Here is a 13,004-nt window from a genome sequence, read left to right as displayed (position 1 = left end):
TTATGGCGCAGCCCGTGTCAATGAACCGCTTTTCAAGGCCGAGGCCCCGTGTTAGGTCCGCGCCAAACTCACACCCAAAGGAGCCCGACATGGCTGTTCAACGCACATTCTCGATCATCAAACCAGACGCCACCAAGCGCAACCTGACGGGCGTCATTGCCTCCAAGTTCGAAGAGGCAGGCCTGCGCATCGTCGCCTCCAAGCGCATCCAGCTGACACTGGCCCAAGCGCAGCAATTCTACGGCGTGCACTCCGAGCGTCCGTTCTTCGGCGAGCTGTGTGAATTCATGATTTCCGAGCCGATTGTTGTTCAGGTTCTCGAAGGCGAAGACGCCATTGCGAAAAACCGCGAAGTCATGGGCGCAACCAACCCGGCGGAAGCCGCAGACGGCACCATCCGCAAGGAATTCGCGCTGTCGATCGGCGAAAACTCTGTGCACGGCTCCGACGCGCCAGAAACCGCAGCTGAAGAGATTGCGTTCTTCTTCTCTGGTCTCGAACTGGTTGGCTAAAGCAAAATTCTTCTTCGAAGAATTTTAGCCAAGAATTTTCGTCGAAAATTCTTTCTATTGCGGGCCGCTCTGATCTGTCAGAGCGGCCTTTTCTTTGGGGCGGCCTAGTTCTTCGCGCAGGATTCGGGTGTTGCGGATGTTGGCCTGCCATCCAAAGTCGAACAGATCCCCGACGACCGGAACGAGCCCGACCAGCCAGTCAATGCCGACATTGAACCCCATGCGCCCCAAAGCGTGGGAAGATGCGCCAAGGCGCTTGGCCTCGATCATTACATAGAGGGACGGCGCCAAGGCCAGCGTGTCGCCGACCACCGGGATCAGGCCCAATACCGAATCCAGCCCCAAGGTCAGGCGCGTTCCCGGAATGCGCACCAGCGCATCCATATTCACCGCGAACCGGTCCAGCTTGTCCAGGTCGCGCTCCAGCTCTCGGCGACGAACAGGGATGTTTGGAATGTCACTCATCTGCGTATGCCCACGCCAATCGCGTCAAGGACGCCTTCAAAGGCGCTGAGATCATTGTCAAAATGCTGCTCTTTCAGTGCGTCAAAGCGCACCCGAAGTGCCTTCTTTTCTGCGCCCTTGCAGTCGTTCCAAGGGCGGCCCTGAAGCCCCATCACCAACACGTAATATCCGATGAAATGTGGGCGGGTGCCATTGGCCAACAGCTTTCCATAGGCCGCATCGGGGCCAATCTCGCGCAATTGCTCGGCAGAGGTAATGCCAACCCCGGCGAGGCTCTTCTCATAGGCGGGGCCCAGATTGCGGATAGATGAGATCGGTTCGGCCATGGGCCAAACATAGTCACGCCGGCACGCGGGGAAAAGCCTCTACAGGCTCGCCCAATCTGTAAAGCGCCATTCAGAGGCCTTCACAGGCGGGGCGCTTACGGGCGGTTTTGCGTCGCGGTCTACCGGCTTTTGCGGTTGTTGTGTCATTGCTCGCCTCCTCATGGCGGGAGATTTCTGCTCTGAGGAGGAGCGCAACACGCAATTGGGGCGTCTGACGGGTTAGAATGTGGCGGAAGTAAGGCGCAGCCGCAGTGAGGCTTTCTGGCCACAGTCGCGACTACCGGGTCGTATCCACGCTGCGCTCCCGCGCGTATTCCGCTTCGGCCAGCTTACGCAGGGCCCCCCGGATGATTTTGCCAGTGGTGGTCATCGGCATCTCATCAACAAAGCGCACCACACGTGGGTATTCATGCGCCGCGAGGCGGGTTTTGACGAAGGCCGCGATCTCTGCCTCCAGCGCTTCCGAAGGTGCGACGCCGTCCACCAAGGTCACATAGGCCGCCACCACTGCACCGCGCACGGGGTCAGGCTTGCCCACCGCCCCCGCCAGTTGCACGGCGGGGTGGCGGATCAGGCAATCTTCGATCTCGGACGGGCCAATGCGGTAGCCCGATGAGCCGATGACGTCGTCATCGCGGCCGATGAATTTGAACGCGCCCGACGGGGTGCGCAGCCCGCGGTCGCCGGTGAGGAGCCACTTGCCGTCCGGGCCCTCCACGAATTTCTCCGCCGTGGCGGCGGGGGCGTTCCAGTATTGCAGAAACATCACCGGGTCGGGCGAAAGAACCGCAATGGCCCCTTCCGTTCCGTCTGGTAGCACCGCGCCGGTGTCCTCTTCGATGATCTCGACGCGGTGTCCCGGCACCGCGAACCCCATGATGCCGGGTTCCGGCGGGGAGAGGGCAGAACAGGACGACACGATCATGTTGCACTCCGTCTGGCCGTAGAATTCGTTGACCTCGGCGCCCAAGGCGCGGCCACACCAGTCTATCAACTCAGCGCCAAGTGTTTCGCCGCCGCTGCCCACCGATCTGAGGCTGACACCGAAATCCTCGGCGCGGGGCAGCTGCCGCATCAGTTTCAGCGCCGTTGGGGGCAAAAATGCGTTCTGAACGCCATGATCGCGCATCAGGGCGAAGGCCGCCTCCGCGCTGAACTTCTCAAACCGGCGGGCCACAACGGGGATGCCATGATGCAGGCTGGGCATCAGCACATCCAGCAACCCGCCGATCCACGCCCAATCGGCGGGGGTCCAGAACCGGTCGCCATTTTCGGGCAGGAAGTTATGGCTCATCTCCACGCCGGGCAGGTGGCCCAGCAGCACCCGGTGGGCATGCAGCGCGCCCTTCGGGTTGCCGGTGGTGCCGCTGGTGTAGATCAGTAGGGCAGGGTCGCGGGCCTTGGTGTCTGCCGGGATGAACGCCTCGCTTTCCGCGTCGCAGGCGGCCACGAAATCCTCAGCGGGAGCCGCGTCACCATCCACCGACAATATGCAGGTCAGGTCGGGCAATTCGGGCAAAAGGTCTTGCAGCTTTTCGCAGCCGGCCTTGTCGGTGATGACGGCCTTAGCGCCCGAGTCGCGCAGCCTGTGCACCAGCGCGTCCCGGCCAAACAGCGTGAACAGCGGGATCGATATGCAGCCCATTTTCGTGACCGCGATGTGGGCGAGGGCGGTTTCCACCCGTTGCGGAAGCAAGACGCCCACACGGTCCGCGTAGTCCCCGGCATTTGGCCCGACGCCGCGGGTCCGCAACGCATTCGCCAGCTGATTTGACCGCGCCTTCAACGCGCCGAATGTGACGTCCTGCGAAGTGCCGTCTTCGCTGACATCGATGATTGCGATCCGGTCGGGGGCTGCCTCGGCCCAGCGATCACAAATGTCGACGCCAATATTGTAGCGCTCCGGGATGTCCCAGACGAAGTTTTCACAAAGAGAGCTGTAGTCTTCCTGCTTCTCAAGCATGGGTAACGCCTTTGTCCTTGCCGCAGGCTCTGTCTAGCACTCGCCGCAACGGGCGGACAACGCGGCGGGATCATCCGGTGAATTGGCGTACCGTGCTGACGCCGCCATCCACGGCCACAACCTGACCATTGACGAAGCTTGCATCTTCCGATGTCAACAAGGCGGCGACGCCCGCGACCTCGTTGAGATAGGCCACGCGGTTGCTTGGGGTGGCCTCCACCCAGCCCTGCCGGGCGGCGGGATTGGGTAGCATCCCGCCGTCAACCGCGCCGGGGGCCAGCACGTTGACGCGGATACGATGCTGCCCCAGCTCTGCTGCCATCACGCGGGCCAGCGATGCGACGCCGCCTTTCGACGCCGCGTAGGCGCCGCGCCCCTCAACGCCCACCTGCCCATGGATCGAGGTCACAAGCACGATGCGCCCACCATGCGCCATCATCAGGGCGCTTGCCCTTTGCGCCACCCGGAATGCCCCCAGCAGGTTGACCTCCAGAACGTCCTGAAACGTGTCTTCCGTCAGATCCATGAAAGCGGCGGTGCGCATGATGCCCGCCGCATGGATCAGGACGTCGACCCGTCCGAGCCGTTCTGCGGCCCGCTGCATGGCCGTGTCCACGCTGGCGGCGCAGGTGATGTCGACCGGAATATAGGCGGCGTCCGACGGGGCGGGCGGGCGTTGGTCGAGGCAGACCACATCGTCCCCGCGCGCCAGCAATGCCGAGATGATGGCCCCGCCCAAAGCGCCGGACCCGCCGGTTACCAGGGATTTCAATCTACGGCTGGTCGATTCGGGCATATTATCAGAGCTTCCTCGGCCGCATGGGGAGATGGTGCAAAACGAAAATTACCAAATCATATTATAATTTGCATGTATATATTATAAATTTCTTGCGCGCCTTGGCCGGTATGGTATCTCTTGGCGAATGGTCTGATTTCAACGTCTGGGGAGGGTTGGACAGAATGCCAAAGCAAAGCTCCGTTATCGCAACTCTGTCGGATCAGTTGCGCCGCGACATCTCGCTTGGGGTGATCAGGCCCGGCGACAAGCTCAACATTGAAGCCTTGAAACGCACCTACAGCGTGTCCCACCCCTCGGTGAGGGAGGCGCTGTCGCTGCTGGTGGGAGAAGGCTATGTGGGGTTCCAGGAATCAAAAGGGTTCCGCGCGCTGGACTCGTCTCCGGACGAACAGCAGGACAACATCCGGCTGCGCGCTGAATTTGAATGCATCGCGCTGGAATGGTCCATTGCCCGGACAAATGTGGACTGGCGTTCCTCCGTCGTTGCTGCTCATTATGCGTTGTCAGAAATCGAACAGGAGATGCCCGGCGATCCGATGAACGCGGCCTTGGAATGGGAAGAGCGCAACCGAAGCTTCCACGCCGCGCTGGTCGGCAATTGCGACTCGCCGAAGCTGCTGGACATCATTGACACGCAATACAATCTCAGCCGCCGCTACAGATTGATGGCCCATGCGCAGGACCGCAGCCAGATGTCGCGCGCCCGCTGGGTCGAGACAAGCGCGCAGGAGCACCGGCTGCTGAAAGACGCGGCGCTGGAGGGGGATACCGAATTGGGCAAACGCGTCCTGAGACAACATATCAAAAAAGCCGCGCTTCACGCCGTTGAAGACGCTGCATCCATCCGTGGGGCTGCAAAATAGCTTCACTTCAAAGGTCTTAAGCGACACTTTCAAAGCAAGACCACAACAACCAAGGGAGGGATCACATGATCCATACTTTCAAGACGGCCGCGATCAGCGCGGTTCTGGCTTTGGGCCTGGCGGGCACCGCCATGGCGCAGGACCTCAAATTCTTCACCATCGGCACAGGCGGCACCGCGTTCACCTACTATCCGGTTGGCGGGGTTATCGCGAACGCAATCTCCAAGCCACCCGGGTCGCGCGAATGCGGCGAGGGCGGGTCTTGCGGCGTTGACGGGCTGATTGCGTCGGCGGTGTCGTCGCGTGGCTCCGTGGACAATGTGAATGCCATCATTTCCGGTCTGCGGAATTCGGGCTTTGCGCAGTCGGATGTGGCGTATTGGGCCTATACCGGCACCGGCACGATGGAAGGCAAAGAGCCAGCCACCGACCTGCGCACCATTGCGGCGTTGTTCGAAGAGCATATCCACCTTGTGGCCTTGGCTGACAGTGGCATCAACTCCGTGGCGGACCTCAAAGGCAAGCGCGTGTCGTTGGATGAGCCTGGCTCCGGCACATATGTCGACGCGACCCTGATCCTCGAGGCCAACGGCCTGAGCGTCGATGACGTCACGGCTGAGCAGCTGAAAGGCAACGCTGCCGCTGAAGGCCTGCGGAACGGCAAGATCGACGCGTTCTTCGCAGTTGCGGGCTACCCGACCGGCGCAATCGTTGAATTGGCTTCTGCTGCCGACATCAAGCTGGTGCCGATCTCCGGTGCGGGCGCGGATGCGCTGACGGAAAAATACGGCTTCTTTGCCTCTTCCGACATCCCTGCGGGCACCTATGAGGGTGTTGACGCGGTCACCACCGTGGCTGTTGGCGCGCAATGGTTCACATCCGCCAAGGAAGATGAAGAGCTGATCTACAACATCACCAAAGCTTTGTGGAATGACGAAAGCCGCAAGCTGCTGGATGTGGGCCACGCCAAAGGTGCGACCATCACACCAGACACCGCGCTGAACGGCGTGGGCGTGCCTCTGCACCCGGGTGCAGAGAAGTTCTACAAAGAAGCAGGCCTGCTGGAATAACTGGCCTATTGCTTTGAATCCGGGCTCGGGCGCGCCATGGCGTGGCCGGGCCCTTTTGACACCTAAGAAATGACGGGACGCGCGCAATGGCATCGGACAGCACCACAGACCTGACCCCGGAACAGCTGGCTGAGCTGGAACGCAAATATGACAGCGAAAGCGCCTTCCGCCCGATGGGCTCCAAGATGGGGGCGGTGGTGGCTGTCGCCCTGGTGGCCATGTCGGTCTACCATTTCTACGCCTCCGGCTTCGCGCTGATCCGCGAGCTTTTGCATTTCGGCATTCACCTGGCCTTTGTGCTGGGGCTGACCTTCCTGCTGTTCTCGTGGCGCAAGGATTACCGGCTGTCCGGCCCGCCCAAAGGGTGGATGTATGTTGATGGGGTCAACATCTTTGACATTGCTTTGGCGATCCTGGCCGTTGCTGCAGCGCTTTATTTGCCGCTGCTGCCGCCCGCCGAGGCCGCGCAGCGCGCGGGCAACCCGAACGCAACCGATACGTTCATGGGCTCCGTCGTCCTGCTCTTCACGTTGGAGGCCGCGCGGCGCTCCATCGGCTACACGCTGCCGCTGATCGCGGGGTTCTTCGTCCTTTATGCCATCTATGGGCAGATGGCGCCCGGCATGCTGAAACATGGCGGCGTGGCCTGGGCGGGCTTTGTGGACGGCATTTACGGCAGTCAGGGCATCTACGGCATCGCGATCGGCGCCATGGCGAAATACGTTTTCCTGTTCATCCTTTTTGGGGTGCTGGCGGCCCGTATCGGGCTGGGGCAGCTGTTCATCGATTTGGCCACCGTGGCCGCTGGCCGCTTTGCGGGCGGGCCTGCTAAAGTTGCAATCTGCGCCTCGGCCTTCATGGGGTCGATTTCGGGCTCGTCAATTGCCAACACGGTGACCACCGGGGCGCTGACCATTCCGGCGATGAAGAAGGTGGGCTACCCGCCGCATTTCGCAGGCGCGACCGAGGCGACCTCGTCAACCGGCGGGCAGATTACTCCGCCGGTCATGGGTGCGGCTGCCTTCATCATGGTGGATTTCCTAAACATTCCGCTGCGCGACGTGTTGGCGGCGGCTTTGTTCCCGGCCTTCCTGCATTACTTCGGCATCTTCGTGATGGTGCATCTGGAGGCGAAGAAGCTGGGCCTGCGCGGCCTGTCGGCCGAAGAGATGCCGCTGCTGTGGAAGGTGCTGAAGGCCAACTGGTTGTCCGCCGCACCGCTGATCATCCTGATCTACATGATCCTGTCAGGCCGGACGCCGGATTACGCGGCCGTCTACGCGATCATCGCCTGCGTCGTCGTGGGGTTCCTCAAGCCCAATGACCGGATGACCATTCCCGGGCTTTGGGATGCATTGGCCGCGGGCGCGCGGTCGACCATCGCCATCGGCTCAGCCGCCGCGTGTGTTGGCATCATTGTGGGGGTCATCACCCTGACCGGCACCGGCTTCCGTGTGGGTGCGATCGTGATCCAGACGGCCAGCGACTTCGCCGGCGTAGTGTCGACGATCTGGCCGTTCAGCTTCTTTGACCTGCAGCAATGGGTGCTGTTCTTCTCGCTGGTGCTGGTGGCCCTGGCCTGCATCGTGATGGGGGCAGGGGTGCCAACCACGGCGACCTATATCATCCTGGTGTCGGTCACCGCTGGCGCATTCCAAATCTTGGGGGTCGAGCCGCTGGTGGCGCACTTCTTTGTCTTCTACTACGGGGTGCTGGCCGACATCACTCCGCCTGTCGCGCTTGCGGCCTATGCGGCGGCGGGGATCGCCGGGTCCAACCCGTTCAAGACCGGCAACACCGCGTTCCGGCTGGGCATTGCCAAGGCATTGGTGCCGTTTGTGTTCGTCTATTCGCCCGCGTTGCTATTGGTAGCGGACGGGTTCACCTGGTGGCTGTTCTCGGTCACGCTGCTTGGGGCCATGCTTGGCATCGGCTCGCTTGGGGTGGCGTTTTCGGGCTACATGCTGGCGCCACTCAAAGCATGGGAGCGGTGGTGGGTCGCCCTGTCATCCTTCCTGTTCATTGCGCCGGGCCTGACCACAATGGGTGTCGGGCTGGCGCTGATGACGCCGATTGTCCTGCTGCAGCTGACCCGCCGAAAGAAAGCCGCATCAACGCCCTAGATGGCGGGCGATTTATGCGGGCGTTTGGAGTGGGGGGGAATCGGCTCCATCCGGGCATGGTGGAGCGGGAATGTGGTCTGCTCGTTCGAGAATTCCACTTGCACAACGAATTAACCTGCCTCATCTTTTCGAGGTAGTCCTCGTTTAGATTATTAATATCAAATTAATAAACTCACGTTTTCATTGAATGGTTGGCGTTGTTTGCAAACTATTTTGCGCATGAAAATCTGATACATATTTCAAAGGAAGATTGAATTTGACACCGATGACCTTATCGCGCCGTGCGTTTTTGAAATGCACCGCAAGCTCTACATTTGCACTTGCTGTTGCCTCCCCCCTGCAGGCGGCATCCGAATCCACCGCGCCTGCATTTGCAAGCCCCGCTGATCTCGCCCCGGCAACCAAAACCGGCCAAGGCTTGGCCTTTATCGAGAGGTTCGAAGGAACGCTTGGGGCGGAGTACCTTGAGTACTTGACCCAGCACTGGCTCCAACACATGGAGGTGAACTTTACGGGTGGGGGCACGGTGCCAGACGTGTTCTATGCCCTTGGGTGCGAGACGCGGCCAAACGCGCCGTTCAACGGTAAGAACATTCGTGTGCCGGCCTATGTCGACATGACCAAAAATGAGAGCGGCCAACCCATTGTGGGCCCGACCCTGAACATGATGCGCGGGGAGACAACCGGGGTTTTGCTGAGTAACGCAATTCAGGGCTGCGGGGCGGATGCAATCCCAGGCGTCAAAGACAATGTGTCGGGGTGGAAGCCGCATGACTTCACCTCAACCAACCTGCACACCCATGGCCTGCATGTCTCGCCTCAGGCGCCGTCAGACGACGTTTTGATCATCCTCGATTCAAAGAACAAGCCACATGCTGCGCATGCGGGGCATGCAAATCACAATGGCGGTCATAGCGCTCACCACACGCTTCGAAGCGAATTGGATGCGACATCTTATGCGTATCGGTACGAGCTGCCCGGCGACCACCCTGTCGGCACCTTCTGGTATCACCCCCACAAACACGGCTCTGTCGCCGCACAGGTTGGCCCAGGCATGGCGGGGGCCCTCATTGTAACGGCGCCTGAAGCCGAAAAAGACTTTGACACTTTGCTGGCGACCACCTGCAACATCACCACCGCTGACGAAGAAATCGTGGTTTTGCAAAACATCTCGTACTTCGAGACGACCGGCGGTACGGGGAAGGGGGCGTTCTACCCATATGGCTATTACGTTGGTAAGGTAGAAGATAACTTTGACGCCAGCACCTGTGACGGGCTGACGCCGACCAGTGCGGCCGCCGTTCCGGCGATTGGTGTCAACGGGCAGGTTAACCCCGTCATCACCATGGATCAGGGCGAAATCAAGCGCCTGCGCTTTGTGAACGCGTCAAACGGTCAGACTATTGTGCCCCAGTTCGTCGGCCACGGCGCTCCTGAAGTGTATGCCATTGCGGTTGATGGCATTGCTTTGTTGCCGCCAACAGATGCGGAGGCCTCCGATAAAGAGTATTTCAAGATTGACTACAGCACCCCCAAGTCCGAAGCGGCGACCTATTGGACCACTGCGGAGTTGATCACATTGGCCCCGGGGCAACGTCTTGATTTGCTCGTCAAGGCGGGTGCTGTTGCGGGTAGCTTCCAACTCAAAGGCGCGGCGAAAGGGACAGTGCCTATGGTCGTGGAAGGTCAAGACCCCAATACGGCCGATATTCTGACCGTCACGGTGACAGAGAACCCGAGCACCAAAAACCAGAGCATTCCAACGATCAGCCTGTTCAGCGAACAGACCATCAAGCGCCCCGTCGAGCCGGCGTTTGCGATTGATGAAACGTGGCCGGCTGCTACGCAGTCCATCGAGTTCAAGACGATCAAAGAGAACTTCACTGAAAGCTACCCGTCAAAGCCCGCCTTTGTGGTGAATGACCAGTATTTTGACGTGACCGTTGGCGACCCGGCGCAAATTCAGCTGTTCAAAGGCGACACGGATGTCTGGAATGTCTACAGCACCAATGATGCGCATATCTTCCATATCCACATCAACTCGTTCCAAGCGCTCGGTCGGTCTGTCTACGACAAGGACAACCGCGTCTACAATCCACCTGTAACCTACAAGATGCCAATCTGGCGGGACACGATTTACGTGGACAGCATTGGGGGCGACACCAAACCGGGCTCAAGCCCGAAAACGAAGTACGACACCTACACACCCGGCACCATGGTCACCATGGCCAGCAAACAGGTCGATTTTACGGGCGAGTTCGTCCTGCATTGCCACAACCTGTTCCACGAGGATAACGGCATGATGTTGACCGTATCCATCCTTGATCCTGAGACCGGGGGCACGGACGACGCCTAACCGATCACAGGTCGCGCACAACATTTCCGGGGCAGAATGATGCGCCGGTTAGGTGCGCGGCCCAGCGGAGGTCTCAATCCCGGGCGGCAACGTCCGGTAAGTGGTTCGGTGTTAGCGGGCGTTTTTGCGCGCCGATGCGGGCTATGTGTCAGCCAAGAGTTCCTCGGGCGTTCCGATCTATGCTGGCTCCAGCTGGTCAAAGATATCCCTGAACGCCCTGCGCGCATCGCCGGGGTGGCGTGCTGTCTTGGCTTTGGCGAGGTTGGAAAGGTCGTCTCCCACGACGATCAGGCCAACCATTCCGACTTCGTAATGGGGCAGGCAGAGATATCCGTAGATGCCGGGAATTGTCAGTGTAACGGTCAGCTCCTCATCTACGGCGCCGTTCCAAGGTTCGGCCCCCTCGGGAATCATCCCGCGTTTGGAGGCGGCGTTGTGGCCCTTGTCTGTCGGCATAAAGGTAACGCTGTCGCCGGGCGCGATGTGCAGGATCGCGGGCTCGAACACATTGATGGCATTGGCATCGTTGCAATCGGCGTTGAGCATCATGACCGTATGGTGGCCAGCTATGGATGACGATGCGGTTTCTGAACGGGCCATGGGCGCCAGTGCAATGACCGGCAGCGACAGGGTGAAATTACGGCGCGTAAGCATGGACGGTCAGCTCCTTTCTTGGGCCGGGGGTGATGGTGACATCGACGCCGTAGGTGCGGGCGAGCGCGGGATTGCGCAGCACGTCGTGCGGCAGGCCTTGTGCAAGCACGCGGCCCTGGCCAAGCAAGATCAGATGATCCGCAAATCGTGCGGCGAGGTTGAGATCATGTAGCGCTACGATGCCCACGGCATCGCGTGCACGTACCGCGTCGCGGATCCGGCTGAGGACGCCAAGTTGGTGGTGCAGATCAAGGGCTGAGGTAGGCTCGTCGAACAGGTAGACATCCGCAGGGCGGATCAGCGCCTGCACGCAGGACACCAATTGCGACTGCCCACCCGAAAGCTCACTCACGTAGGCTTCGGCCAGGTGGCCAATCCCTCCGTCATGCAGCGCCTCGGCCACCCGCGCCAGGTCCTCAGGCGAGACCCGCCAGCCTTGCAACTGCTTTTCGGCCATCATCACCACGTCAAACACGGTCAGCGCGGCGTTGGCGGCGAAGAATTGCGGCATGAAACGGATGCGCGCCAGCCGGTCCTTGGTGCTGAGCGTGGCGAGGTCGGTTTGTCCCAGGGACACGTGCCCGGCCGACGGTGACAGCAGCCCCGCAATCAGCTTGAACAGCGTCGACTTCCCGGAGGCGTTGGGACCGATCAAGGCGGTCAATTTGCCGGGCTTCAGCGGCGCGACGGAGGCGCCATTCAGGATTGCGCGAGACCCGTAGGCAAAGCTGAGATCGGTGATCGAGAGCGCGTTCATTGCCAGTGCCTTTTGCGTTGGCTGAGGATCAGGGACACGAAGAACGGGATGCCGATTAGCGAGGTGATCATGCCAATCGGGTAGACCACGCCCGGCGTTATGGCCTTTGACGCGATCGATGTGCCGGACAGGATCAAGGCCCCCGCCAGTGCTGAGAGCGGCAAGAAGCCGCGTTGGTCTTCGCCCACGATCATGCGCGCGATATGCGGCCCGATAAGGCCCACAAAGCCAATGGCCCCGACAAAGGATACGGCCACGGCCGTCAGCAGCGAAACACCGGCCAACACACTCAGGCGCAGGACGGTGACATTGACGCCGAGGCTTGCGGCTTTCTCCTCGCCCATGCGCAGCGCGGTCAGGGCCCAGGATCGGCTCAGAAAATAGGGCAGGACCAGCAATAGCACGCCAAGGCAGATGCCGATCTTGGTCCATGTTGCGCGCGCCAGAGACCCAAGCTGCCAGAAGACGATCTGGGCGAGTTGCAGCTCGGACGCGCCATATTGCATGAAGGCCAGAAGCGCGTTGAATGTGAAGAACATCGCGATGCCGATCAGCACCATCACCTCGGCGGTGACGCCGCGCAGCCGGGTGAAAGCAAACAGCACGAGAGCGCTGAGCATGGCGAGAACGAAGGCGTTGACGGTGACAAACAACCCACCCACGCCGGGAATGACGGACCAGCCCAGCACGATGGCCAGCGCCGCGCCAAAGCTGGCGGCGGGGGCAAGGCCCAGCGTGAACGGGTCGGCGAGGGGGTTGTTTAGGATCGTTTGCATCTCTGCCCCGGCAACCCCGAGCATCGCCCCCACAACCACCGCCATCAGCGCAACGGGCAGTCGCAGGTCCCAGATGATGACATCCTCCTGCACCGACGCGACGGAGGGTTGCACAACCACCTGCAGCGTGCGCCAGAAACTCAGATCTGCGGGGCCGGTAATCACGTCAATGATAACTGTCGTCACCAGCAGGGCAGCGGCCCCCAATACAAGCGCAAGCCTTTTGGCAGAACGTCGTTTGTAGTCGCGCACCAGGTCTTGTGGTGCGGGCGGGGAAAGAGCCTGATCGGTCATGTTTCCATTTTCAATTTAGGAAGGTTAGGCGGCCCCCCTAACAGAA

General features: G+C 60.7%; 12 protein-coding genes. 5 read left to right on the top strand and 7 right to left on the bottom strand.

Translation table 11 applies throughout. From position 1 onward, the window contains the following. Nucleotides 1–89 precede the first annotated feature (89 nt). Nucleotides 90–512, top strand: coding sequence for a nucleoside-diphosphate kinase (ndk, locus tag Q0899_RS05375; RefSeq protein ID WP_298357228.1), 423 nt, complete (start codon nucleotides 90–92; stop codon nucleotides 510–512). A 54-nt stretch (nucleotides 513–566) separates the two neighbouring features. Here the strand turns inward: ndk and Q0899_RS05370 are convergent, their stop codons facing one another. The 4 genes from Q0899_RS05370 to Q0899_RS05355 form a co-directional block, all read right to left on the bottom strand. Continuing rightward, nucleotides 567–977 (bottom strand): DUF4112 domain-containing protein, encoded by a 411-nt coding sequence (locus tag Q0899_RS05370; protein WP_298290580.1) that lies wholly within the window; start codon nucleotides 975–977, stop codon nucleotides 567–569. Continuing rightward, nucleotides 974–1,303: a TfoX/Sxy family DNA transformation protein gene (locus Q0899_RS05365; protein ID WP_298290584.1), complete on the bottom strand. Its 330-nt coding sequence runs from the start codon at nucleotides 1,301–1,303 to the stop codon at nucleotides 974–976. The genes Q0899_RS05370 and Q0899_RS05365 overlap by 4 nt, the downstream gene beginning before the upstream one ends. 277 nt (nucleotides 1,304–1,580) lie before the next feature. Continuing rightward, nucleotides 1,581–3,266: an AMP-binding protein gene (locus Q0899_RS05360; protein ID WP_298290587.1), complete on the bottom strand. Its 1,686-nt coding sequence runs from the start codon at nucleotides 3,264–3,266 to the stop codon at nucleotides 1,581–1,583. 70 nt (nucleotides 3,267–3,336) lie between these two features. Next, nucleotides 3,337–4,062 carry an SDR family NAD(P)-dependent oxidoreductase gene (locus tag Q0899_RS05355; protein ID WP_299191356.1) on the bottom strand — a complete coding sequence of 242 codons (726 nt, stop codon included), beginning with the start codon at nucleotides 4,060–4,062 and terminating at the stop codon, nucleotides 3,337–3,339. Between the two features lie 164 nt (nucleotides 4,063–4,226). Here Q0899_RS05355 and Q0899_RS05350 point away from each other — a divergent pair, with 164 nt between their 5' ends. From Q0899_RS05350 to Q0899_RS05335, 4 genes are all read left to right on the top strand, one after another. Next, entirely contained in the window at nucleotides 4,227–4,928 is a 702-nt protein-coding gene (locus Q0899_RS05350; protein WP_299191350.1) for an FCD domain-containing protein, read from the top strand. A 65-nt stretch (nucleotides 4,929–4,993) separates the two neighbouring features. Next, nucleotides 4,994–5,998, top strand: a complete 1,005-nt coding sequence (locus Q0899_RS05345) for a TAXI family TRAP transporter solute-binding subunit (protein ID WP_299191348.1) — start codon at nucleotides 4,994–4,996, stop codon at nucleotides 5,996–5,998. 86 nt (nucleotides 5,999–6,084) lie between these two features. Then, nucleotides 6,085–8,121 (top strand): TRAP transporter permease, encoded by a 2,037-nt coding sequence (locus Q0899_RS05340; RefSeq protein WP_299191346.1) that lies wholly within the window; start codon nucleotides 6,085–6,087, stop codon nucleotides 8,119–8,121. A 265-nt stretch (nucleotides 8,122–8,386) separates the two neighbouring features. Then, the gene (locus tag Q0899_RS05335) at nucleotides 8,387–10,477 is read left to right on the top strand and encodes a multicopper oxidase family protein (protein WP_299195249.1); all 2,091 of its coding nucleotides are present in this window, start codon (nucleotides 8,387–8,389) and stop codon (nucleotides 10,475–10,477) included. Between the two features lie 177 nt (nucleotides 10,478–10,654). Here the strand turns inward: Q0899_RS05335 and Q0899_RS05330 are convergent, their stop codons facing one another. From Q0899_RS05330 to Q0899_RS05320, 3 genes are read right to left on the bottom strand one after another with little or no spacing between them, the layout of a single operon-like run. After that, on the bottom strand, nucleotides 10,655–11,131 hold the full coding sequence (locus tag Q0899_RS05330; RefSeq protein WP_298290603.1) for a pseudoazurin: 477 nt from the start codon (nucleotides 11,129–11,131) through the stop codon (nucleotides 10,655–10,657). Continuing rightward, nucleotides 11,115–11,888: an ABC transporter ATP-binding protein gene (locus Q0899_RS05325; RefSeq protein ID WP_298357243.1), complete on the bottom strand. Its 774-nt coding sequence runs from the start codon at nucleotides 11,886–11,888 to the stop codon at nucleotides 11,115–11,117. Before Q0899_RS05325 ends, Q0899_RS05330 begins: the two co-directional genes overlap by 17 nt. Further along, nucleotides 11,885–12,958, bottom strand: a complete 1,074-nt coding sequence (locus tag Q0899_RS05320; protein WP_298290609.1) for an iron ABC transporter permease — start codon at nucleotides 12,956–12,958, stop codon at nucleotides 11,885–11,887. The genes Q0899_RS05325 and Q0899_RS05320 overlap by 4 nt, the downstream gene beginning before the upstream one ends. Nucleotides 12,959–13,004: the final 46 nt, after the last annotated feature.

Source organism: uncultured Litoreibacter sp., assembly GCF_947501785.1.
Classification (GTDB): domain Bacteria; phylum Pseudomonadota; class Alphaproteobacteria; order Rhodobacterales; family Rhodobacteraceae; genus Litoreibacter.
This window is presented reverse-complemented; position numbering and strand designations above follow the sequence as displayed.